General features: G+C 40.5%; 20 protein-coding genes and 1 pseudogene. 14 read left to right on the top strand and 7 right to left on the bottom strand.

What is annotated here, in order from left to right; translation table 11 throughout:
• Positions 1-351: 351 nt before the first annotated feature.
• A complete protein-coding gene (locus P4S61_RS21610; protein ID WP_257326615.1) occupies positions 352-813 on the top strand; it encodes a hypothetical protein in 462 nt (153 codons plus the stop codon).
• A 270-nt stretch (positions 814-1083) separates the two neighbouring features.
• Here P4S61_RS21610 and P4S61_RS21605 read toward each other — a convergent pair whose 3' ends face one another.
• The gene (locus P4S61_RS21605; protein WP_182797812.1) at positions 1084-2100 is read right to left on the bottom strand and encodes a lytic murein transglycosylase; all 1017 of its coding nucleotides are present in this window, start codon (positions 2098-2100) and stop codon (positions 1084-1086) included.
• Between the two features lie 4 nt (positions 2101-2104).
• On the bottom strand, positions 2105-2386 hold the full coding sequence (locus P4S61_RS21600) for a YcgL domain-containing protein (protein ID WP_145235637.1): 282 nt from the start codon (positions 2384-2386) through the stop codon (positions 2105-2107).
• Between the two features lie 169 nt (positions 2387-2555).
• On the opposite strand from P4S61_RS21600, the pseudogene minC reads away from it, so the two are divergent.
• The 3 genes and pseudogenes from minC (at position 2556) to minE (ending at position 4344) form a co-directional block, all read left to right on the top strand.
• Positions 2556-3258, top strand: a pseudogene (minC, locus tag P4S61_RS21595) (septum site-determining protein MinC).
• Positions 3259-3263: 5 nt separating this feature from the next.
• Positions 3264-4073 carry a septum site-determining protein MinD gene (gene minD / locus P4S61_RS21590; RefSeq protein WP_145235643.1) on the top strand — a complete coding sequence of 270 codons (810 nt, stop codon included), beginning with the start codon at positions 3264-3266 and terminating at the stop codon, positions 4071-4073.
• A gap of 1 nt (position 4074) precedes the next feature.
• On the top strand, positions 4075-4344 hold the full coding sequence (gene minE / locus P4S61_RS21585; protein ID WP_145235646.1) for a cell division topological specificity factor MinE: 270 nt from the start codon (positions 4075-4077) through the stop codon (positions 4342-4344).
• 222 nt (positions 4345-4566) lie between these two features.
• Here minE and P4S61_RS21580 read toward each other — a convergent pair whose 3' ends face one another.
• The 3 genes from P4S61_RS21580 to P4S61_RS21570 all read right to left on the bottom strand — a co-directional run bounded on the left by P4S61_RS21580 (position 4567) and on the right by P4S61_RS21570 (position 11674).
• A complete protein-coding gene (locus P4S61_RS21580) occupies positions 4567-5565 on the bottom strand; it encodes an isoaspartyl peptidase/L-asparaginase family protein (protein ID WP_182819518.1) in 999 nt (332 codons plus the stop codon).
• A 116-nt stretch (positions 5566-5681) separates the two neighbouring features.
• Complete coding sequence (locus tag P4S61_RS21575; RefSeq protein ID WP_182819517.1) at positions 5682-8531, bottom strand: discoidin domain-containing protein; 2850 nt, start codon at positions 8529-8531, stop codon at positions 5682-5684.
• A gap of 158 nt (positions 8532-8689) precedes the next feature.
• Positions 8690-11674: a TonB-dependent receptor gene (locus P4S61_RS21570; RefSeq protein ID WP_337119182.1), complete on the bottom strand. Its 2985-nt coding sequence runs from the start codon at positions 11672-11674 to the stop codon at positions 8690-8692.
• A gap of 399 nt (positions 11675-12073) precedes the next feature.
• Between P4S61_RS21570 and P4S61_RS21565 the strand changes: the two genes are divergently transcribed.
• Together P4S61_RS21565 and P4S61_RS21560 are read left to right on the top strand one after the other, a co-directional pair.
• Positions 12074-12814: a copper homeostasis protein CutC gene (locus P4S61_RS21565; RefSeq protein WP_337119181.1), complete on the top strand. Its 741-nt coding sequence runs from the start codon at positions 12074-12076 to the stop codon at positions 12812-12814.
• A complete protein-coding gene (locus P4S61_RS21560; protein WP_337119180.1) occupies positions 12807-13682 on the top strand; it encodes a BadF/BadG/BcrA/BcrD ATPase family protein in 876 nt (291 codons plus the stop codon). Before P4S61_RS21565 ends, P4S61_RS21560 begins: the two co-directional genes overlap by 8 nt.
• On the opposite strand, the gene P4S61_RS21555 is transcribed toward P4S61_RS21560, so the two are convergent.
• Positions 13679-14404 carry an AraC family transcriptional regulator gene (locus tag P4S61_RS21555; RefSeq protein WP_145236298.1) on the bottom strand — a complete coding sequence of 242 codons (726 nt, stop codon included), beginning with the start codon at positions 14402-14404 and terminating at the stop codon, positions 13679-13681. The two genes, P4S61_RS21560 and P4S61_RS21555, sit on opposite strands and share 4 nt — an antisense overlap.
• Positions 14405-14566: 162 nt before the next feature.
• On the opposite strand from P4S61_RS21555, the gene P4S61_RS21550 reads away from it, so the two are divergent.
• The 8 genes from P4S61_RS21550 to P4S61_RS21515 all read left to right on the top strand — a co-directional run bounded on the left by P4S61_RS21550 (position 14567) and on the right by P4S61_RS21515 (position 22129).
• The gene (locus P4S61_RS21550) at positions 14567-15727 is read left to right on the top strand and encodes a Gfo/Idh/MocA family protein (RefSeq protein ID WP_337119179.1); all 1161 of its coding nucleotides are present in this window, start codon (positions 14567-14569) and stop codon (positions 15725-15727) included.
• A 3-nt stretch (positions 15728-15730) separates the two neighbouring features.
• Entirely contained in the window at positions 15731-16783 is a 1053-nt protein-coding gene (locus tag P4S61_RS21545; RefSeq protein WP_337119178.1) for a sugar phosphate isomerase/epimerase family protein, read from the top strand.
• Positions 16784-16801: 18 nt separating this feature from the next.
• Positions 16802-18016 (top strand): MFS transporter, encoded by a 1215-nt coding sequence (locus P4S61_RS21540; protein ID WP_145235670.1) that lies wholly within the window; start codon positions 16802-16804, stop codon positions 18014-18016.
• A 37-nt stretch (positions 18017-18053) separates the two neighbouring features.
• Positions 18054-18746 carry a 3-keto-disaccharide hydrolase gene (locus P4S61_RS21535; RefSeq protein WP_337119177.1) on the top strand — a complete coding sequence of 231 codons (693 nt, stop codon included), beginning with the start codon at positions 18054-18056 and terminating at the stop codon, positions 18744-18746.
• Positions 18747-18748: 2 nt separating this feature from the next.
• Complete coding sequence (locus P4S61_RS21530; protein WP_337119176.1) at positions 18749-20428, top strand: GMC family oxidoreductase; 1680 nt, start codon at positions 18749-18751, stop codon at positions 20426-20428.
• A 1-nt stretch (position 20429) separates the two neighbouring features.
• Entirely contained in the window at positions 20430-21191 is a 762-nt protein-coding gene (locus tag P4S61_RS21525; protein WP_145235681.1) for a gluconate 2-dehydrogenase subunit 3 family protein, read from the top strand.
• A gap of 66 nt (positions 21192-21257) precedes the next feature.
• Positions 21258-21947: a sugar phosphate isomerase/epimerase family protein gene (locus tag P4S61_RS21520; protein WP_337119175.1), complete on the top strand. Its 690-nt coding sequence runs from the start codon at positions 21258-21260 to the stop codon at positions 21945-21947.
• Positions 21948-21997: 50 nt separating this feature from the next.
• Positions 21998-22129, top strand: coding sequence for a hypothetical protein (locus P4S61_RS21515; protein ID WP_337119174.1), 132 nt, complete (start codon positions 21998-22000; stop codon positions 22127-22129).
• Between the two features lie 84 nt (positions 22130-22213).
• Here P4S61_RS21515 and rnd read toward each other — a convergent pair whose 3' ends face one another.
• A complete protein-coding gene (gene rnd, locus P4S61_RS21510) occupies positions 22214-23344 on the bottom strand; it encodes a ribonuclease D (protein ID WP_145235687.1) in 1131 nt (376 codons plus the stop codon).
• Positions 23345-23348: the final 4 nt, after the last annotated feature.

Genomic DNA, 23348 nt, shown 5'->3' with positions numbered 1-23348 from the left:
AGGTAGAGTAGTCAAAAAGGGGTATGCTAGGAAAATCCGGTAAGTAGCCCTTAACAACAAAGGGGTCAACAACAAAGGGGTCAAATCTTGTCTTCAGACATCAAAACAACCAGTAAATATCTGTAAAGCTAAAGTTTAGCTTTTTAAATAATCTGGATGTGATTTGTCCAATAACATTGTTACGTCGTTTTACGGAACTTACGAGCCATAATGCCCGTTAGTTTAATTAACTGTTTACAAAAGTAGTTATTGCTGGAATTATCACGATTTAAAATAATTAGTGTGTTGCCAATTACCCGAATAGGAAGGTTGAGCCGCTAGACTATCTAAGGAATGGTGTTAAATTTAATTATGATATTACCTCGAAATCGAGATTATTTTCAGATATTTTTAGCCTCTCTATCACCAATGATTTTCGTGGTACTTTTACTTGCAGAGCTTGGGTTGGAATGGGTGTATTCATTATCAATTATTACTCTTTGCTACTTAGCTTCATTCACCTTTTGGTTTAAGAATGGAACAAAGCCGGCAGCATGGATTAGCAAAGGGAAACTACATATTCGAGATGGTGTGTTCGGTACTGATGTTATTTATAAAGACCGACTAGAATCCATGCGTTATGAAATTGGCCATAAGCGTGCTGTCGCAGGTAGTAATGCAGAGGAAGCTGAGATGCACATATTGGTTATTAAAATGAAAGGTTTTGATGAATGGACTTTACCTATTAAAGATTTAATAGAACATGGGCCAAATTTAAGGCTTTATAAGTTTATCAGAGATAATTTTTATAATTTGAAACTGGTGAAAAAGTAGTTATAACAAGCTTTTAAACACAACACAGAATAAATATAACGCTTATTAATTAATGCAGTTTTTTAGTTCAGGTTTACAGAGGATTTTTCGTTGGGTTTCGCTGCACTCTACCCAACCTACGCAGTCAAGTTTAACTCCGGACATACAACTTAAAGCCTACCGACCCTTGCAAGTTTATACATTTTTTACAAAGCAAAGCGCGAGATAAACTCGCGCTTTCTGTAAACGCCCTAGTACCTAATTACCTAGAGCCTAGCACCTAATTACTTATTAAATCGCTGGGTAACCAATGCGATCAGACAAGTAACCAACACTGGTGGCAAAGTAATATGAGCGATTCCAATGCATTAACGCTTTGTAATTATCATAAGCTAAATACATACGGCCATTCATATCATCAGGCATAACCAATGCCGCCGTTACATCTACGGCTGGTAAATCAGTACCATCCATTTTACGTACACCTAAAGCTTGCCAATCAGCTAGTGAACGCTCTGAATCAGCCCAAAACTCTAACCATTGAGTACGTGTTTTAGTGCCACGTTGCAATACATAGCTAGGTTCGAAGCTCTGTGGTAACTTAATTTGACGACCCCAAGTAAGATCACTATTCCAGCCAGCTTGCTTTAAATAGTTAGCTATTGATGCAAAGGCATCAACTTGGGTGGTCCAAATATCTTTTCGACCATCTTTATCATAATCTACGGCGTAGGCATTAAATGAGGTTGGCATAAATTGCGTTTGCCCCATTGCACCTGCCCATGAACCTTTGAATTTATCTAAAGTAATGTGCCCTTCCTTTAGAATGTCAAGCGCGGCCCATAATTGGTTTTTATACATAGTTTCGCGACGGCCATCAAAAGCCAGCGTGACTACCGATGAAATAACGTTGTGACCGCCTTGGATTTTACCAAAATTACTTTCAAGGCCCCATAACGCAACAATAAAGCGTGCTTGCACGCCGTACTCGGCTGCAATTTGTTCTAAAATATCTTTATTTTCAGCGTATAGTTTACGTGCGCGGTCAATTTTCCATTGTGGCACACGCTTTGGTAAGTAAGTCTCTAAGGTTTCTTTAACTTCAGGCTGATTTTTATCAGCAGAAATTACCTTTTCTTTAAAGTGTGCTGTAGCGAAAGCATCTTCAATTAATTGACTATCGTAGCCTTTTTGTGCTGCTTCTTGTTTTAAACCTGCAACATATTCATCAAATTGTGCTTGGGTCTTGGCCAGTGCCGATGTACTGATACAAGCACTACATAAAATTGCAGCCAATTTAGTTATTATATGTTTAGTCACTATCAACTCCATTTTGTTTTCTATGCTCAGCTAGTAAGTTAGCTTCAGGTGGCGGTAACTGGAGATAAAACCCGACATCAGTTAATGATTTCTCAACCAAACTTAAATCAGCCCCGCCTAAATGCGTTCGTTTTGCTAAATTAATTAACATTACGTAATGAGGTTGACCGAACATAGCCATCAAAGGTTCCGGTACCTTGCTAAAATCATCTCTTTTTTCTACAAAAAGGAAGGTATCCGCTTTTTTCTTACTTTTATATACCGCAGTCAGCATTATGACCCTATAAAATCTTGCTTAACAGTGCTGCACACTATAACATGAGAGTCATAATAAGTTAGAAAAATTAGATTAGAAATTTCACCTTATCCATATAAACACAGGCCTTATTCAGCCTGCGTTTATCTAAAATTGATTTCTGATCACACTATTCAATTGAGCGTGTATGTCGGACCAAACTTTTGAGCTAAAAGGGAATCTTTTTACGTTATCAGTTTTACATCTTTATAGTACTGATATAAACCTGTTAGCTGAGCAACTGTATATAAAAATTGCCCAAGCCCTCGTTTTTTGAGGGTGCTCCTATTGTTGTTAATTTAATTGAGATAAAAAATAATCTTGTTGATTTTGTTCATCTAAAGTCTTTATTAGAACGAATGAACTTTAATGCTGTTGGAGTCTGTAATGGCTCTGATGAGCAACATACGCAAGCCAAAGCCGCTGGGCTCTCAGTTTTAAATTATTCACAAGACGTTAAGAGTGAACCTGTTACAAAGCAGAGTAATACTTCAATTGTTGAGAAAACAGTTTACTTACCTGCCCAAGTCATCAATGGCACAGTGCGCTCTGGTCAACAAGTGTATGCTAAAGACCGTGACTTAATCGTCATTGGTGCGGTAAGCCATGGTGCAGAAGTGATTGCTGATGGCAATGTACATATTTATGGCACATTACGTGGTCGTGCAATAGCAGGCGCACAAGGTTACAACGAAGCACGTATTTTTTGCCAAAAATTAGAAGCAGAACTTGTTTCTATCAATGGCAACTACTGGATCAGCGATTCTCTGCAAGGTGAGTTCTGGGGCAACGCTGCACAAATCCAACAAAAAAATGAATCATTAGAAATTTCAGCTTTGGTTAAAGGATAAATCTTATGGCAAAAGTCATTGTCGTTACGTCAGGTAAAGGTGGTGTAGGTAAAACTACATCAAGTGCTGCAATTGGCACAGGTTTAGCACTTAAGGGCTATAAAACAGTCATTATAGATTTTGATATCGGTTTACGTAACCTTGATTTGATCATGGGCTGTGAACGTCGCGTTGTCTATGATTTTGTTAACGTTATAAACGGTGAAGCAAATTTAAATCAAGCACTTATCAAAGATAAACGGGTAGATAAATTATTTTTATTACCTGCTTCACAAACTCGCGATAAAGATGCTTTAACTCGCGAAGGTGTTGAACGCGTATTAAACGAGCTGAAAAAAGACTTTGATTATATCGTCTGTGATTCGCCAGCAGGAATTGAAGCCGGCGCTATGATGGCAATGTACTTTGCTGATGAAGCAATTGTAACAACGAACCCTGAAGTTTCATCAGTTCGCGATTCAGACCGTATTTTAGGTATTTTGCATAGCAAATCTAAACGTGCTGAAGAAGGGCTTGAAAACATAAAAGAACATTTATTACTGACTCGCTATAACCCAGAGCGAGTAGCTAAAGGTGAAATGCTGTCAGTTGAAGATGTGCAAGATATTCTTTCTATCGAATTGTTAGGTGTAATACCTGAATCACAAGCGGTATTAAGTGCATCAAACTCAGGCCAGCCAGTTATATTAGATACAGAGTCTGATGCTGGACAAGCTTATGCCGATGCAATTAATCGCTTATTAGGTGAAACAGTCGAATTTCGCTTCTTAGATGTAGAAAAGAAAGGTTTGTTCAAACGGATATTTGGAGGTTAACGTGTCACTACTTGACTACTTCCGCTCAGAAAAGAAAAATACAGCGTCACTAGCAAAAGAGCGATTGCAGATCATTGTTGCGCATGAGCGCTCACAGCGTGGTACACCTGATTACTTACCACAATTAAAACAGGATATTCTTGATGTTATCCGTAAATACGTCAACATCAGTAATGACGCGGTTCAAGTCCAATTCGATCAAAACGAAGATGACTTAGCGGTATTAGAGCTCAACGTCACTTTACCTGACGAAGAGAAAGAAAAGAAATAACTAAAAGGGCGCTATTAGAGCGCCCTTTTCACATTTTATTACTTTATTTAATGTTCAAATTACTCCTGTTCAACATCATTGCCTGTTACAAAAAGCTCAGTCGTTGATTGTTAGTCTAGCTATAGGTATCAATCAAAGGACATTATGATAAATAAAGTTCTATAGTTTGCTGCACATATTTAAAAAAATACCACGCATTATTTAAACTCTTTAATTCGGCACTTAAAGAATACTCGCCGAATCAAGTAATTTACTTCCTGCCTTTGAGGTAACTGCATAATTAAAACCAGGTTGAATACAATAAGAGCCATATTCACCAGATTTACTCAAGGCTAAAAAACCGACTTGAAACTGTTTATAATCACCCAGCCTATGGGCAATTCGCTCAACTGCGGCCTTACACGCTTGAGTAGGTGTCATACCTTGGCGCATCATTTCAACTACTAAATGGCAGCCTACCGTTTTTATCATCAACTCGCCCATGCCCGTTGCCGTTGCAGCACCGACTTCATTATCAACGTACAAACCGGCTCCTATAATGGGCGAATCACCTACTCTGCCTGACATTTTAAAGGCCGCGCCACTAGTGGTACACGCCCCAGATAAATCGCCATTACTATCAAGCGCTAACATGCCGATTGTGTCGTGGTTTTCAATATTGATCACGGGCGCATATTTTGATTCCACCAGCCAATCTTGCCAGGCCTTTTTGGCTTGCGGAGTTAATAAGTTTTCTTCTATAAACCCTTGTGATTTAGCAAATTGCAGCGCCCCCTCACCTACTAACATCACATGCGGGGTGTTATCCATCACTAACCGGGCAACCGAGATGGGATGCTTAATGTGTTGTAAAAATGCAACTGCGCCACAGTTTTGATTTTCATCCATAATGCAGGCATCGAGAGTAACGTTGCCTTCTCTGTCAGGGTAACCACCATATCCTACTGTCATCACATTTGGGTCTGCTTCAGGAATTCGCACACCGGCTTCCACAGCATCAATGGCTTTACCATGCTCAGCAAGTACCTGCCACGCGGCTTTATTAGCCGCTATACCATGTTGCCACGTTGAGACCACTATGGGTTTAAGTTGCGAATTTAAGCTTTTAATTGATTTATTAACGACCTGTTTTTGAGCCAATACTTTTGCCGTCAGTGTACTCGCTCCTACGGCTAGTAAAGCGGTTATCGATTGTCTTAAAAATTGTCTTTTACTATTCATGACTAAATCCTAGTTATTCATTTTAGTAATATCGTTGCAGCTTTATTTAAAGTCCCACTCAGAATCATTAAAAATAAGGCCAGAGGGATAGCCCTCTGACCTGTAAGTAATTAAAACTATTTTTCTAATCCGAGTAACTCGATTTCGGCAATTTGTAGTAATCCGTCATTATTTGCATTTTTGCTAATGCTAAGACGATAGCTTAAAAAAGCAAAACCATTATTGAATTCAAATGAACGACGTTGCAAACGCTCATCCCAGCTTTCGCCTAACCATGATGAAACAACAGTCCAGGTTTGGCCTCCATCATTTGAACCTAATAAACTAAAGTTCTCAGGGTCTCGTTCAGGTGCATCATTGGCGCTAGTTATTGCAAGACCGCTGACCGTTTGCGGATCACTAAAATCAACTTGAATCCATGCTTGATTTTCTTCTGTTGGCGCTCCTTGCCAATCATTATGATCCAGCCATTTGGTCTGTATATCACCATCAAATGCTTTATCTGCACTTTCTGCATCACCAATACTAAAGCGGGCACTAAATACACTACCGGTAAGTGAAGTTAGATCTTTAAAAGCATAGTCAGGACCAATTAAACCAACTTCGGCAATTTGAACTAAACCATCATTATTGGCATTTTTAGTTACAGCAAGTCGGTAGTGGCTATACGCGAGTGTATTTGCCACAGGAAACGTTCTTTTTTCTAGGCGCTGATCAAAACTTTCGCCGACCCATGCACCGATATCGAACCAGTTTTCACCATCCATCGATGCCATTAAAGTAAATGATTCAGGATCGCGCTCAGGGGCATCGCTTGCACTTGTGAGTGTCAGTGTATTAACTGCTTTTGCTTGCGGTAAAATAACTTGCAACCAAGCTGGATCAGCATTAGTTGGTGGTCCCTGCCAATCGTTATGATCAAGCCATTTGGTATTTACATTATTATCAAATGCTTGCGCTGCACCTTCACTATCACTGATACTATTACGTGCGCTGTAGCTTGCTCCTGCAACTTTACTATGATCTTCTCCTGGCAATTCAGGGCCAATTAAATCGATATCAGCTATTTGTAATAAACCATCATTATTCTTATTTTTGGTCACTTCTAAACGATAACTACTAAATGCTAGTTGATTAGAAAAAGAAAACGCTCTGCGCTGTGCTCTAGAGTCGAATGATTCTCCTACCCAAGTTGCAAGTTTTTGCCACGTGGTGCCATCATCGTTAGAAGCTAGTAAAGCAAAGTTTTCTGGGTCACGTTCAGGCGCATCATTAGCACTGACAATTACTAACTGATCCACGGCTACAGGACTTACAAAGTCCATCTGTATCCATGATGGCTTGTCTTCAGTTGGAGCCCCCTGCCAATCATTGTGATCTAACCACTTTGTTGTAGGGTCATTATCAAATGCTTTATCTGCATTTTCTGCATCCCCAATACTATTACTAGCACTTGTAGTACCGCTGGTAATATCAGTATGATCAACACTTGTAAAAACAGGGCCTACCATCTGAATGTCCGAAACTTGCACTAACCCATCATTGTTTTTATTTTTTGTAATATTAACTCGATAACTAAGGTACTTTTGTCCATTAACGAAGCTAAATTCTTGGCGAGAAAGCCGATCCTCGAATGATGCACCAATAATATTTGCAAGCTCAAACCAACTTTTTCCACCATCATTAGACCCCAATATGGTAAAATTCTCTGGGTCTCGCTCTGGCGCATCGTTAGCACTGGTAATGAATACACTATTTACAGCCTGTGGCTTTGCAAAATCAACTTGTATCCATGAAGGTGATGCTTCACTTGGTGCCCCCAACCAATCATTATGATCAAGCCATTTAGTATCTAGGTTATTATCAAAGGCTTTAGCTGCACTTTCAGCATCACTAATTGCGTTTCTAGCTGTAAATACTGCACCAGTTAAGTTCTCTTGTGTGGTGATTTCTTGAAGTGGGCCTGTTGATAATGCTTCATCAAAAAGCGGTAATGACAGATCAACTATCGAATCTGCAGTTAAGCCTAGTTCAGTGGTTAGAGGGTGACTGCTAATGGCATCATAAATACGCTGACGAAAGGCAGCTAGCGCATCTGCGTCATCGTTTAGTGCAGCCCTAATATTCTGCTGCGCATTATCCATCACTGATTTTAAATTATCAGATTCACTAAACTGTGCAAAAGAAGCATTTAACAACGATAGTTTAATTATTGCCTCATCTGCATATTGCGTTGAGCATACTTGTTCTGCGCTATCATTTTCTTCACAACTTTCACCTAGTATGAAGTTGTCGAGCTTGTCAGCACTTATCACTGCCATGTTAAAAACATTAGTATTGCCCGTTTGCCAACCCATAGTTCGCAACAACAACGCAGACATTTGCGCCTGTGCTAATGCCATTAACTCTGCAGTTGATACATTTCGACCATCAGCAATTTGTTGCTCTACAAGTTGAGTCGCCAAAGTTGTTAATGCGTTGGCTTGCAAAGTTGTGTCTGCAACACCATCGGCATCATTGCCATAAGGTACCGTTAATTGCCCTAACGTTGAAAATACACTCCCAGCAATTGCTGCACCACTGGTTAATTGTGTAAATTCAGCATCACCACAGCGCAGCGCATCACATTGCATTGTAGAACTATCCGTGGTTGAAATATTAAGTTTTACGGTGGAATTGATCCCAAAACCTGCCTCACTGCTTAATTCAATAAAAAAGCGGCCCTCTTGATCGGTATTGCTGGCACTGTTTATTGTTAAATTACTACCATTGAGCGCAGTAACGGCGATATCTGCATTTGATAAAACACCTTTGATTATTGTCCCTGCAATTTCAGCATGTGTAACATCAGGTGTTACTGGTACATTATCTACTTTTGGGTCATTACTTGATCCACCACATGCGCTAAGTAAACTTGCAGTTAAAAGTGAGGTCCCTACAAGTTTAAATATATTTAGTGTATTCATAATTTTGCCTTTTAAAATCAGCTGTTGATAACACGCTAACTAACCGTATTCATTTTGTTTTATTAAACGGTTATAACTTGTCACTGAGTACGTAAAAACTCTTTTTAAAAAGTGCTTAGTTAGCCTGTTGATAAAACGTTTTAGCCAAACCTTAACAATTAAAACCGATAGGTTAGTCCAGCATAATACCGGCGACCGCTATAGCTGCTACTGCGAAGTCGCGCTTTACTATCATCACCATAGAATGTTCGTGACTCTTCTTTTGTTAAATTAATAACCGATGCCGAGAGCACTAAATTTTCCATCACGCTGTATGACGCATTTAAATCAACTTGTTGATAAGGTTCTTGGGATACAGTTAAGCCATCAGCTAATCCTAAGGCCATTTTCCCACGGCGGTTATAAGATGTCCGAACACTGTAGTTATCGTCTTCAAAGTAAGCTGAAAAGTTGAATTGATCATCGGCACTGCCCACTAAGGCTGATTCACCTACTTTTTCACCATCAACACTGACATCAGCTTGATTAGTATCATTGAGGGTATAGTTAGCATTGATACCAAAACCATTATCAAAAGCATGTTGAGCAAATAATTCGATTCCGCGAGAAGTGGCATTAGTACCATTTGCAGTGGTGGTAAATGGTGTTACTGTGATGTCTCCAGCTGGAACAATTTCAACGCCAGTAAAAGGATTTGTAAAACCATCGAATGGACGTTCTGAAGTAATGATCAAAGGCACTATGAAATTATCAACGTCCTTATTAAATAATGCGATGCCAACCGCTGAACCAGTTCCATAATAATATTCAGCTGATAAATCGAGTTGCACAGATTCAAATGGCTGTAATGCTTTATTACCACCCGATCCACTCCAACCTTGATCAACTGGGTTACCTCTAAATTCGAGTCGGTCGTCAGCCCACTCTTGTGATATGAAGGTTAATTGTTCCGGTGCACCTAAATCATTAAAAGGTGCGCGTGACATAGTTTTGGCAGCTGCGGCTCTGATAACCAGAGAATCACTCGCTTCCCAGACTAAATTTAAGCTAGGTAGGAATCTGTCATCTTTGACAGTGCGTAATGTGGTAGTTTCAACATCAACCAAACGCTCATCACCAAGAATATCTTCACCGGTCGCATCATTTATATCATCTAAAAAGTAGTTTATTTTGTCTGAAGACATAATTTGTGTTTGCGTTTCTACATAACGAACGCCGACATTGCCGCGAAAATCACCAAACGAAAAATCAGCTTGAAGATAAGCAGCTGTTATTTTTTCTTCAATATCAAAAACAAAATCGGGTTCACGGCGTGTATATTTAACATATTCATTAGTAACAATATCCCGATATTGCTGCCAATTAATACTCGGCATAGTATTAACTTCAAACCCACCCGCAATATTTTGTTCCGATTCATTATTTAATACATCCTCAAGGTTTGGCATGCCACCAATCCACTGATAGGCAACTTCATCTATTGCACCTTGACTGAATGGATCAAGTTCCCCACTAGCAATGCGATCGGCACCATCTTGAGTAATAAAAAATGTATTATTGGTTTCCCGATGCAGACTTGCTTTTCGATGCTTAACTCCCACACGCAATGTATCAACTATGCCATAAGCAACATGGTAATCTAAATCAAGTTGACCATAGTCTTCTTTTAAGTCACTGACAATGAAACTTGAGCCTGTTGAACCTGGATCAGGATCACCTGCAATACCTGCTTGTAAATTCGCAAGTAATGCTGGATCTGCATATAAAGAAACACGTTCACCTAAGCGCCAACCTGCAAACGATGCCGCATTTTCATTTTTTCCTGAATCACTACGACTGCCAGGCTGACCGCTTTTATACGCTGCATTAAATGACTCCGATGGCCCACCGCTTGCCTTCGTACGACCAAATTTGCCTTTAAGGTCAAAGACATCACCTGCATATTCAAATGCAAAGTCATACGTATCTGAAGTATCTTTTTCTTTTGTATAACTACCTATGATCCAAGGAAACTCTAAATTGCCTTCACTACCGCCTGCACCACTGGTGAAATCCATTCCAGTAACAATAGAGCCCGTTTCATCAAGTATTACACCGGTTAAATAGTCAGGGTTATATTTCCATTCAGGGATCATCAGTTGTGAAGTAGTTCTATCTTGACCTAATTCAAAGTGAAAGTGATTAAATGTCAGCTCTAAATTATCTGTTGGTCGCCATTGCATTGTCGCTTGCACACCAACACGTTCGCGCTTTTCCTCAGTAATGCCCACACCGGCAACTTGCGGTGCCCATACACCATCATAGGAATTACCATACGCATCTTCTAACGCCCCAAAACGCCGAGTACTGTCAGTAATTTCATTGCCATTTACATCAGTTGCTGGCTGCTCGCTCCCCGTTGCCCATCGCCAACCACCTCCGCCTGACATATCTCCAGTCAGAGAGCGGTTAGTACGATCTTGCTTAGTATAACCGAGTAAAAAGCCAACGTTTTCATCTTCATTTTTCCAAGAATACACACCGCTAAAATTAGGCTCATACTCTTTTGTTACATCAGCATAAGTGTATTCAACATTAAATGCACCAGAGTTTGCATCCATATCCAATGGCGTACGACTATTTAGAATAACCGTACCACCTACACCGCCTTCATCTAAGCGAGCTTCTGATGATTTAAAAACTTCAACCGATTGCACCATAGTCGAAGGCAGTAAAGAATAGCTAAAAGAACGAGATGGAGAACCCGGTGATGAAGCAATAAAATTACCGTTAAGTTGAGTGAGGGTTAAATCAGATGACAACCCACGAATACTAACATTCTCGCCTTCACCACCACTGCGAGATATCACAACACCAGGTACTCGTTGTAAAGAATCGGCCACATTCTTATCTGGAAATTTACCTATATCTTCTGCGGTGATTGCATCAACAATCGAATTGGACAGTCGCTTAATCGCTAAATTTTCTGCCATCGAGGCGCGAATCCCCCTGACTTCTATTACTTCTAGATCGCTTTCTTGTTCATTTTGTTGATCTTGTGCGTATGCGCCATTACAGCTTGCCATCACCGCTAGAAGCAATGCAGATTTCTTAAATCGCCGAGCAAGACCCGCCGATTCACGACTGTTATTATTATTGGTCATGTTTATCTCCAGTATTATTGTGTGCTATTGATTGTATTTAGTAACTTAAAACCCACGATAATCCGTGCCAATAAACTTTAAGGCGTTTCATATCTGAGTTAATAGCTTGTTAAACTGCTTTTCAAGAATAGGGTTCTGTCGAAGAAAGTGATAATAGAAATTCGGTTGCCTCTAGAACAAAATCGGCGTTAAGGTTAAAAAAAGATCCAATTAGTGCTGAGCTAGTTTATAGTCGTCAACTTAAATTAATGGCATATAAAAACACTTACCATATTCATGAAAAGTTAAAAAACAAAAATAAGAACATGATTTACAAATGAATTTTATTTATTCTATTATAATCTAATATTATTAAATATTTTATTGTTAACAACATCGCGGGTATTTTGGAACGAAACAATGCGTAAAAATTTAGAAGTCTGTTTAAACGCAGATAGTCATATTCAGTTAGCTGATAATGTAAAAACCGCATTTACAGCTGGCGCCTCTAGAATTGAACTTTGCAGCACAATGCAACTTGAAGGTCTCACTCCTAGTGAAACAGCAATGACTTTTGCAGCTCATGCAATGCCCTCAGAAGGCGAGTTGCTTATCATGATACGACCTGTTGCGAATCAATTTATTGTTGATGCAACAATACTGAAGCTAATGCTTACACAAATAGCACACGCGGCGCACGCAGGTGCTACCGGTGTTGTTTTTGGTGCGCTAAACGCCAATGACGTTGATATCGCAGCTACCACAGCGCTTATTGCCTGCGCACATAAATATAATTTAGCAACGACATTTCATCGCGCTTTTGATTGTATAGAAGACAGCGAACAGGCAATTGGCCTATTAACTGAACTGGGCATTGATCGTATCCTCACAAATGGCACTAAATGGACTGATGATAAAGGCGTTATGCAAGGTCTTAATCATTTGCAAACAATCATTAGCCACGCCAATGATCATATAGAAATTGTTATTGGTGGTGGCGTAACCACTGATAATGCAAGTACACTTTGGCAACTTGCCAACAATAATTTAGTGTCACTACATGCCTACTCCGGCGTACACAACAAGGATGGCTGGGTGGATCCGTTATTAATTAACGCAATTTTAAATCAACGAACTAACGAGCAGGCTAAAAATGACTAACCACTTTCAACCGCCGCTGTATTTAGGTATTGATGGCGGCGGTACAAAATGCCGAGTCAGGCTTGAAAACGCACAAGGCACCCTACTTGCTGAGGCAGTAAGCGATGCAGCAAATATTGCAACCTCCGTTGAAGTGGCGCAGCAATCCATTATTGATGCAACAAAACACGCATTACAACAGGCTGGTTTAGGGCTATCAACACTCGGGGCAATTTATGCCTATGCAGGACTCGCTGGCGCTGGCATTGCCGGTGCAAATAAAAAGATGGCACAGTGGCAGCATCCATTTGCACAATTTAACTTTTCAACTGACTTACATATAGCCTGTCAAGGTGCCCATGGTGATAACAGTGGTGCGATTATTATTTTAGGCACTGGCTTTTGTGCTGGAGCAATAAAAAACGGTAACGTTATTGAATTAGGAGGCCATGGATTATTATTAAGTGATGGCGCAAGCGGAGGCTGGATTGGTTTAACTTTATTTCGTTATGCATTAGAGGTTTTAGATGGCTTATCCCCTTCAAGCCCATTAATAAATACCTTATTGGCACAGCTTAGTTGTGATACAAGTAACCAGCTGACAGAATTAGCACTCAATGCCAAACCCGCTTTTTTTGCCGGTTTTGCGCCTTTAGTTTTCGCAATGCAAGATGATCCTTGGGCCATTATTATTTTAGAGCAAGCAGCGCGCTATATTACCCGTTATATCGATCATTTAGTTAGCCACGGCTATTACAACATTACATTAATGGGAGGCACAGCCGAGAAAATTACTCCTTGGTTATCTACCAAAGCACAAGGTTATCTATGTGATGCGCATTACCTGCCCGAGCAAGGCGCTATTCAATTAGCTAAACGGCTGGCTTAGGGCTCAATTTGGTCGCGCATTTGCGAAGGGATCTCACCAAATAAGCGTCTGAATTGTTTACTGAAATAGCTAGGCTCAGAAAAACCGCATTGATAGGCTATTTGTGAAATAGGTAAACGAGTTTCAACAAGTAGCTTACGTGCATTTTCTAAACGTATTTCATTAATAAATTGATTAGGTGTTTTTGCTAAATGTTTTTTAAAACGCCGCTCTAACGCACTTACCGATAAATGAGCAAGCTCGGCAAGTTCTTCAATACAGATATTACGATGATAGTGTTCACGTATATAATTTACTGGCCCTTCAATCGCTCTTACATGCGACAAAGCCTTTGATGTTTTTTGTAAATGCCGTGTAACGCCATAGGTGCCCAGTATCTGACCATCGTCAGTTAAAATCGCTTTTTTGGACGTTGAAAACCAGGCCAATTCACCATTTGAGGTTTGGTTTAGCTCCAAACGATCAATAACCACATAGCCATTCATTACGCGTTTATCGTCATTGACATATTGAAATGCTAAGTGCTTGGATGAAAAGTCAAAATCAGTTTTAAGTAAAATCTGCTCTAATGACTTATACCCTTGATGCTCAATAAAATGTTGATTTGCGTATAAAATTCGGCTATCAGAATCCTTAACCCAAAACAAAATATCAGGTAATAAATCAAATGCCGCGATCAGTTGATTTACGCCCGCTTTATTTATAATCCCTTGTACTTCCATAATAATATATTCTATAAATATCAATTCGCAATAATATATAAAACGCCGATTTTGTTGCATTGTCAACCGAATTTTTATTATCCCTTACGCTGTTCATTCCTTATTATCAATAACATGATATTAACTAAACTCAGTAGACGATTACTGACATGGAGCTTTTTCATGAATAATGCCAAAATCCGCATGGGGATGGTCGGTGGTGCACAAGGTGCATTTATCGGTGCAATCCATCGCATTGCTGCACGCTTAGATGGCTTAATTGAGTTAGTCGCAGGCTCCTTTAGTTCAGATCCAACACGCAGCCAAGCTACTGCTGCAATGCTAGGAATAAATCCAACTCGTTGCTATGACAGCTACCAACAAATGTTTAGCGAAGAAGCTAAGTTACCTGCCGATAAACGAATTGATTTTGTGGCAATAGTGACGCCAAATCATTTGCATTTCCCAATTGCAAAGTGTGCGATTGAAGCAGGTTTTCACGTTTTATCAGATAAGCCAGCCACCCTAAATTTAGAACAAGCGCTGTTATTAGAAAAAACTCTGCAAGCCAGTGATTGTTTATATGGATTAACTCATACCTACACTGGTTACCCGATGATTAAAGAAGCGCGCCAACGTATTACTGATGGCGAGCTGGGCGCTATTCGTAAAATTATTGTTGAGTACAGCCAAGGTTGGCTTGCCACCAGCGAAGATGAAAATGCCAAACAAGCCAAATGGCGTTTAGATGCTGATAAGGCCGGTATTAGTTGTTGTATAGCTGATATAGGAGTGCATGCTGCAAATCTAGCTGAATACGTGAGCGGCCTAGAAATCACCGCACTATGCGCTGACTTAAATCATGTTGTTGCAGGCAGAACACTCGATGATGATGGCACCGTTTTACTGCGCTTTAACAACGACTCTAAGGGAGTTCTTCTTGCTAGCCAAGTTGCATTAGGAGAAGAAAACAATCTTAATTTGCGTATTTATGGCGATCAAGCAAGTCTTGAGTGGTCACAAATGGAACCAAATAGTTTGTGGCTCAAAAGTCATAACGCGCCAACCACCCTATTACGTGCAGGTGTTGGCCTAAAAAGTACTGCGGCACAAAATTCACTGCGAACACCTGCAGGCCATCCAGAAGGATACCTTGAAGCATTTGCCAATATCTATGTCAATTTTGCAAAACAAATTCACGCAAAAAAAGCCGGATACTCAGCATCTAACAGTGACTTCGACGTGCCTGGTATTAAAGAGGCGATTCGCGGAATGGCATTTATAGAAAATGCTGTAGCAGCGTCGAGCAAAGACACTAAGTGGCAACCATTTAAAATTGGATAAAAAATGAAACAAATTAAAGGTCCAGCGATCTTCTTAGCACAATTCATCAGCGATGAAGCTCCTTTCAACAGCTTTGCCACTATTTGTCAGTGGGCAGCAAATTTAGGCTACAAAGCAATTCAGCTACCGACTGCAAATTCTCGTATTTTCGATTTAGAAAAAGCAGCCCAAAGCCAAGATTATTGCGATGAAGTGGCTAGTATTGCTGCACAGGCAGGGCTTACAATTTCAGAGTTATCAACTCATTTACAAGGGCAGCTCGTAGCCGTTCATCCGGCTTATGATGAAATGTTTGACAATTTTGCCCCTCAAGCACTACGCGGTGACCCTATAGCCAGAACGAAATGGGCCATCAATCAGTTAATGATGGCCGCTAAAGCCAGTAAAAATTTGGGCTTGAAAAGCCATGTGACTTTTTCAGGAGCACTACTTTGGCATACTTTTTATCCTTGGCCGCAGCGTCCAAAAGGACTGGTAGAGCAAGGATTCCAAGAACTTGCGAAACGCTGGCTACCAATCCTCAACTACTTTGATGAAATGGATGTGGATGTTTGCTATGAACTTCACCCAGGGGAAGATTTACATGATGGCGTAACGTTTGAGCGCTTTTTAGCTGCGACAAATAATCATCCTCGGGTAAATATTCTTTATGATCCCAGCCATTTCATCTTACAACAACTTGATTACTTATCATTTATTGATATTTATCACCATCGTATTAAAGCATTTCACGTCAAAGATGCAGAGTTTAATCCAAATGGTCGCAGCGGTATTTATGGTGGCTATCAAGATTGGCAAGACCGCCCTGGTCGGTTTCGCTCCTTAGGTGATGGCCAAATTGATTTCAAAAGTATCTTCAGCAAATTAACGCAATATGGTTTTGATGGCTGGGCAGTTCTAGAGTGGGAGTGTTGCATTAAACATCCTGAAGATGGGGCGAAAGAAGGCGCACAATTTATAAAAGAGCATTTGATCCGCCCTACGGCTAAAGCATTTGATGACTTTAGCGCAATGGACACAAATGATCAGCGAAATAAGCGGATATTAGGTATTTAATAAACAGGGTCACACACAATGAATAACAACAATAATCGTATTATTTTTCGGCTTTGCTGCATTGCATTAATTGTCACATCAATGACTTTCGCAATAAGGGCTGGCGTTTTAGGACAACTAGGCGAGCAGTTCGGCCTCACTGGTACACAGCTAGGCTGGGTAAATGCCATGGCATTTTTAGGTTTTCCGGTTGCAACCATGCTCGGGGGCATCATTTATAACGCGATTGGTGCTAAAAAGTTGGTTGCATTAGCGTTTATTTGCCACCTAGGCGGACTTATTTTAACTATCACTGCAGATGGTTTTTGGGGATTATTGATCTCTACCTTTTTAATTGGCTTTGCCAATGGATCGGTTGAAGCCGGTTGTAATCCACTGATCGCCCAAATGTATCCTAAAAACACCACCACTATGTTAAACCGCTTTCATGTTTGGTTTCCTGGCGGGATCGTAATTGGTGCATTAGCTTCAAATGCAATGACATCCGCTGGCTTCAGCTGGCAATGGCAAGTTTCGCTGATCCTTGTGCCCACCATTATTTATGGTGTGATGATGCTTAAAGCGAAATTTCCACAGTTTGATACACAGCAAAATTCAACCACCAGCAACTTAAAACACTTACTCTCGCCGCTGTATTTGTTTCTCATTATTTGCATGACACTGACAGCAGTCACCGAATTTGGCACACAGCAATGGATTGAGCAAATCCTTGGCTCGTCAGGCGCTTCGCCTATGGTTATTTTAGCTTTGATCACCGGATTGATGGCATTAGGTCGGTTTTTTGCGGGCCCGATTGTGCACCGCTTTAGTCCATCGGGTGTCCTACTGGGCTCAGCCATTTTTTCAACACTAGGGATATTTTTAATGAGCCAAGCGCAAGGTAATACCATCTACCTTGCCGCAGCACTATTTGCCGTTGGCGTTACTTATTTTTGGCCAACCATGATCGGTTGTGTCGCTGAGTATGCCCCAAAAACAGGTGCACTTGGCATGTCGTTAATTGGTGGAGCTGGCATGTTTGCAATGAGTATCTGGAACCCCGTCATAGGCCATTGGATTGATAATGCGCGAACACAAGCACAAACAACTAGTGTCAGTGTAGAACAAGTTGAAGTGCTCGCAGGACAAGCTGTATTACAAAATCTACTGGTTTTTCCGATTGTACTGATCATTGTATTTATTGGTCTTCATCTGTTTATAACAAAAAATAAAAACGTTGAGAAATACGTTTAGTCATAACAAGTAACACACAAAAAATAAGGGGTATTATATGCTTAAATCAATCTCGATGTTGTCAATTGCACTGGCTTTTAGTAGCAGTGCTTTTGCTAAGACACCCGATAACCAACTTTCTAAAGAAGAACAATCAGCTGGCTGGCAATTACTGTTCGATGGCAAAGATATGTCGCACTGGCGCAATTTTAAAAGTGAGACACTCAGCCCAAAATGGACCATAGACAATGGCGCAATGTTACTCACTAAAGGCGGCGGCGACATACTCACGAAAAAAGTCTATCGCAATTTTGACTTAAAACTAGATTGGAAAATTAGTGAGGTTGGCAATAGTGGCATTTTTGTTCTTGCCGATGAGCAAGGTAAATATATTTACTCGCACGCCCCTGAAATCCAAATTATAGATAACGAACGTCATTCAGATACGAAAATAGACTCTCATTTATCTGGCTCTATTTATGATTTATTTACGCCACCTACTTCAGCTCACAAACCTGCAACTGAGTGGAACACGGTGCGTATTAGAATGCTTAATGACCATTTACAAGTTTGGCAAAATGATGTCAGCACTGCCAGTATTGTTGTGGGCAGTAGTACTTGGAATACCTTGGTTAAAAACAGTAAATTTGCAACTTGGTCTAACTTCGCAACAGCAAAGGAAGGTCGCATAGGTTTACAGGATCATGGTGACAAAGTGTGGTTTAAAAATATAAAAATTAAGGAACTATAAGCATGTCTACATTTGATCATAAAGTACTGGTTGTTGGCTCCGGCGCAGGTGGCGCAATGGCCGCTTATACCTTAACTAAACTAGGCCATAAAGTATTATTACTTGAAGCGGGGCGTGATTACGATCCAAAAAAAGAAAGCCCAATGTTTCGCCGTAACAGTGAAGCTCCTTTAATGGGCGCAGGAAATAAAGACAAAAACTTTGGCTTTTACGATGCAACCGTCGATGGTGGCTGGCAAGTTCCTGATGAGCCTTACAGTAACGCCAAAGGCACTGATTTTTACTGGTGGCGTGCGCGCATGCTAGGTGGAAGAACTAATCACTGGGGACGTTACTCATTACGCTTTAGTGAACATGATTTTAAAGGTAAGAGCCAAGATGGCAACGGCGCAGATTGGCCTTTCACTTATGATGATATCGCACCATGGTACGACATCACGGAAGAACTAGTGGGTATTTGCGGCACCAATACCGGCCTTGATGATATGCCGCCATCTGCACCTGGGGTATTACAGCCACCACCAACGCCGCGAATTCCTGAGTTACTTATTGCTGCCAGTGCGAAAAAACTGGGTATCGCAGCCGTGCCTATGCACAGAGCAGTATTAACTCGGCCAAAAGATGATCGTATGGCATGCTTTTATGCAACACCTTGTGGCCATGGTTGCTCAATCGGCGCGGCGTTTCAAACTACAACCTCATTATTACCTATGGCAAAAGCAACAGGGAATTTAGAAATAATTACTGATGCAATGGTTAAATCAGTGGCTGTTAATGATGACGGTAAAGTAACGGGTGTTACTTATATAGATAAGCAAACCGTAGCTGAAAAAACACTAACAGCAGATATCGTGATCCTTGCCGCTAGTGCCTGCGAATCCGCACGTATTTTGCTAAATTCAAAACACGCCAAGCATCCCAAAGGTTTAGCTAACTCAAGTGGCCAAGTAGGTCGTAACTTAATGGATTCAACCGGTGCTTGGCTTGGTGCGCAAGTTCCAGCATTAAAAGGTCGCCCACGTTATAACGAAGATGGCCACACTGGGAACCATTTATTTATTCCTTGGTGGGGACACAAAGCACATGCCAAAGGTGAGCTTGATTTTCCTCGTGGTTATCACTTTGAGATCAGTAGCGGTTTTAATCAACCTGGCTCTGGAGTCTCTGGCGATAAACGTGGTTATGGTATTGAACTAAAACAACAAGTTCGTGATGCCTATGGATCTTATGTTGGCTTTGCGCTGCGCGGAGAAATGCTCCCCAACGATGATACCTACATGGAAATTGATGAAAATGTTAAAGATAAATGGGGCATTCCGGTTTCGAAATTTCATTTCAAATGGTCAGATCGTGAGCTAAAACAAATTGAGCACGGCTTAAAAACAGCGAAACAGATCCTTGAAAATCTAGGAGCTACTGTGGACAAATTACCTGCTGCTGAAAAAGCAATTTCAAAAGGTGGCGAGATCATTCATGAAGTAGGCACCACTCGCATGGGTAGCTCAGCAAAGGATTCAGTGACCAATCAATGGGGCCAAACATGGGATTGCGACAACTTATTTGTGATGGATGCAGGGGTATTTGCCTCTAATCCACATAAAAATTGCACATTAACCATCATGACATTGGCAATGCGTAATTCAACCTGGATAGCCAAACAAATAGAACAAGGAGCGCTGTAACATGCATAATGAAGATCGTGTTGACTCATACAAATATATTTCCGGCATGACACGTCGTGAATCGTTAAAGTGGCTTGGTTTATTAGCCGCAGGTTCCGCCGTATCACTTTCAGCAGGGTGTAGTAAAGCGTTAGAAGAGAAAATTAGTGATAAAGGACATTGGCCTGACTTAGATTTACAACCTATAACAGCTAAAGGTTATGGCACTGATCCCAATATGGTTATGCCACCACAATCACCTTGGCCATTGACATTAACTCAAGCACAATTAAATTTAGTTGCGGTGTTAGCCGATTATATCGTGCCTAGCGAAGGTAACAACCCAAGTGCAACTGAGGTAAATGTACCGAGTGTGATTGATGAGTGGGTAAGCTCACCTTATAACGGTCAACAAAAAGACCGCGTTACTATTTTACACGGATTAGCATGGATCGATGATGAGGCTGTGCTGCGTTATAAAGCACCATTTGTCGCATTGAAAAAAGAGCAACAAACAGCCATCTTAAATGATATTGCTTATTTTGATGATGAAACCCCTGCGCAGTTTCAACGCATTGGTAATGCTTTTTTACGCTTTAAAAACCTTGTACTTGGTGCCTACTTTTGTACACCGCAAGGTTGTAAAGATATTGGCTATTTAGGCAATGTGCCTATTGCAGGCGATTACCCAGGACCTACTGACGAAGCAAAAGCCCATTTAGATAGCGTTTTAGCTGAACTGGGTTTGACCGAGTATGCTTATCAAGATTCAGTTGCCAGTTAAGTTATTTTTAGCTAGCCCAGCCCTAAGCAGGGAGCAATTCCCTGCTTTTCCTCCTAGGTGTTTTTTATGTTCAAAATCAAATCATTATTTAATTATGTTATTTCAATTCTGTTTATTTTTTGTGTTTTAAACTCGCTGTCTATCTATGCAAAAACAAGCAAACAACTACTCCCCGTTAGTGTTCAGCTTTGGTCTGTTAAAGATGCCTTAAAAGCGGATTTTGATGGCACCCTTTCATCTATTGCTGATATGGGCTTTCAAGGTGTGGAATTTGCAGGTGACTTTGGGCCTTATAAGAACAATCCAAGTGCACTGAAGGACAAACTCGCGAAGCTAAATTTAGTCGCTAGTAGCGCACATATCGGCTTTGATTCCTTAACGGATGACACCTTAGCAGACACATTATTGTTTTATAAAACCCTTGGTGTTTCGATTTTATTTGTACCTTGGGATGAAAGAGCTTGGCAGCCACAAGGAATCAACTCTCTGACCGAACAACTCACTCAGGTTAATGAAATCGCTCAGCGCTATGCTATGCACATCGGTTTTCACAACCATAATAAGGAGTTTAATCAATTCCAAAACGCGACATACTGGGACGCTATTGCCAGTAATACGCCATATACCCTGCCACTGCAGCTTGATATAGGTTGGGTACATTATGCAGGAAAAGATCCTGAATATTTCATTAAAAAATACCCAGGACGAACCCTGGCAACCCACTTAAAGTTCGCACCCATCCTAACGATGGCTTAAGTCCTATATTAGGTGAAAATGATTATCCATGGCAAAAAATAATAGAAACATTGATTGTTGATGGCGCCACTCAGTGGCTAGTCGTAGAGCAAGAAGAATACCCGAATGGGTTAACACCAATGCAAAGCGTGGCTAAATCTAAAGTTAATTTAGATAAGATCCTCGCTAAAATGGGCGAATAAAGTAACTTTCTCCCTCCTCTGACACAAACAGTAGGGACTAACAATAGTACATTAACTATCTTAGTCCCTATGAACTCTTAATAATTATACATCCCACTCTTTCAGTGTGTCTTTTAAGTATTCATAACGCCATGAGTTAAGTAAATCGGGCTTTGGAGTCTGTTCACGCTCAGCGCTGGTTAACTTCCAATTCCAACTGATCAACTGGTTGATTTGCTTTTTAGATGCAAATACATCTTCTGGAATGCCCTGTTTTTTAGCAACTGCAGTGATTTTTTGTTTAATTTCTTTGGCTACTTTTTTATAACTTGGAAAGTCAATAAGTCGTCTTAGTGGCTCAGGAAAATCTGCAACAGGGATCACTTTAGCTTTTTCAATACACTTTAAGATTTCAACGCCCGAGCGGTTAACTTCGATGCTATCGACTTCTGGGACATTACGCATTGCAGTTAAACTCGTTGGTTTGCGTTTTGCCAATTCAACCAAGCAATGCTCTTTTAATACAAAGTTAAGCGCTAAATTTTTGCGTATCGCTTTGTTACGACGCCAAGCCGCAAGCTCTCTTAATACAGCAAGATCCGCAGGTTTTAATTGCCAAGCATTTTTAATGTCTCGATACAGATGTTCATCCGGTGTTTGATAAGCCCGTTTTTGTGCAATCAACTCACTTTCATTGATCACAATATCAAAGAAACCAGCGTCGTTGATTTGTTCAATAATAATTTTAAAGCACGGTAATAAATGAAATACATCAGCTGCAGCGTAATCGAGTTGTTTAATAGTTAGCGGACGCTGTAACCAATTGGTCCGTGATTCGCTTTTGTCGATTTCAATATCGAGTAAATTTTTTACCATATGAGCAAAGCCCATGCAGTTGCCATTGCCTAATAATTGCAAGGCAAATTGGCTATCAAATAAGGGAGCTGGTACGAAGCCGGCGTATTTTTGAAATACTTCAATATCTTCCGACGGTGAATGCAAGACTTTTAACACCGCAGGATCACGTAGAATCTGCCAAAAATCAAACAATGATAGCTCGGCTAGCGGATCGATTAATGCTAAATGTTCGCCGTCATAAACTTGAATAAGGGCAACTTCAGGATACAAAGTACGACGACGCATAAATTCTGTATCAATTGCTAAGATGGGTTTGTTACGGATCTGCTCTACAAACTCATTTAATTGATTTTGGGTTTGGATCAATTGATATTGCACTTAA

Source organism: Pseudoalteromonas sp. B160 (assembly GCF_037162485.1).
Classification (GTDB): Bacteria; Pseudomonadota; Gammaproteobacteria; order Enterobacterales; family Alteromonadaceae; genus Pseudoalteromonas; species Pseudoalteromonas rhizosphaerae.
The sequence above is the reverse complement of the archived record's forward strand: the minus strand, read 5'-3'. Positions and strand labels throughout refer to the sequence as shown.

Coding starts and splice junctions, on each gene's coding strand:
- P4S61_RS21575 (WP_182819517.1), bottom strand. CDS start 8,531: ATGAATACACTAAATATATTTAAACTTGTAGGGACCTCACTTTTAACT.
- P4S61_RS21570 (WP_337119182.1), bottom strand. CDS start 11,674: ATGACCAATAATAATAACAGTCGTGAATCGGCGGGTCTTGCTCGGCGA.
- P4S61_RS21600 (WP_145235637.1), bottom strand. CDS start 2,386: ATGCTGACTGCGGTATATAAAAGTAAGAAAAAAGCGGATACCTTCCTT.
- P4S61_RS21545 (WP_337119178.1), top strand. CDS start 15,731: ATGAAACAAATTAAAGGTCCAGCGATCTTCTTAGCACAATTCATCAGC.
- P4S61_RS21550 (WP_337119179.1), top strand. CDS start 14,567: ATGAATAATGCCAAAATCCGCATGGGGATGGTCGGTGGTGCACAAGGT.
- P4S61_RS21580 (WP_182819518.1), bottom strand. CDS start 5,565: ATGAATAGTAAAAGACAATTTTTAAGACAATCGATAACCGCTTTACTA.
- P4S61_RS21540 (WP_145235670.1), top strand. CDS start 16,802: ATGAATAACAACAATAATCGTATTATTTTTCGGCTTTGCTGCATTGCA.
- P4S61_RS21565 (WP_337119181.1), top strand. CDS start 12,074: ATGCGTAAAAATTTAGAAGTCTGTTTAAACGCAGATAGTCATATTCAG.
- P4S61_RS21555 (WP_145236298.1), bottom strand. CDS start 14,404: ATGGAAGTACAAGGGATTATAAATAAAGCGGGCGTAAATCAACTGATC.
- P4S61_RS21530 (WP_337119176.1), top strand. CDS start 18,749: ATGTCTACATTTGATCATAAAGTACTGGTTGTTGGCTCCGGCGCAGGT.
- P4S61_RS21560 (WP_337119180.1), top strand. CDS start 12,807: ATGACTAACCACTTTCAACCGCCGCTGTATTTAGGTATTGATGGCGGC.
- P4S61_RS21610 (WP_257326615.1), top strand. CDS start 352: ATGATATTACCTCGAAATCGAGATTATTTTCAGATATTTTTAGCCTCT.
- minD (WP_145235643.1), top strand. CDS start 3,264: ATGGCAAAAGTCATTGTCGTTACGTCAGGTAAAGGTGGTGTAGGTAAA.
- P4S61_RS21520 (WP_337119175.1), top strand. CDS start 21,258: ATGTTCAAAATCAAATCATTATTTAATTATGTTATTTCAATTCTGTTT.
- P4S61_RS21535 (WP_337119177.1), top strand. CDS start 18,054: ATGCTTAAATCAATCTCGATGTTGTCAATTGCACTGGCTTTTAGTAGC.
- P4S61_RS21525 (WP_145235681.1), top strand. CDS start 20,430: ATGCATAATGAAGATCGTGTTGACTCATACAAATATATTTCCGGCATG.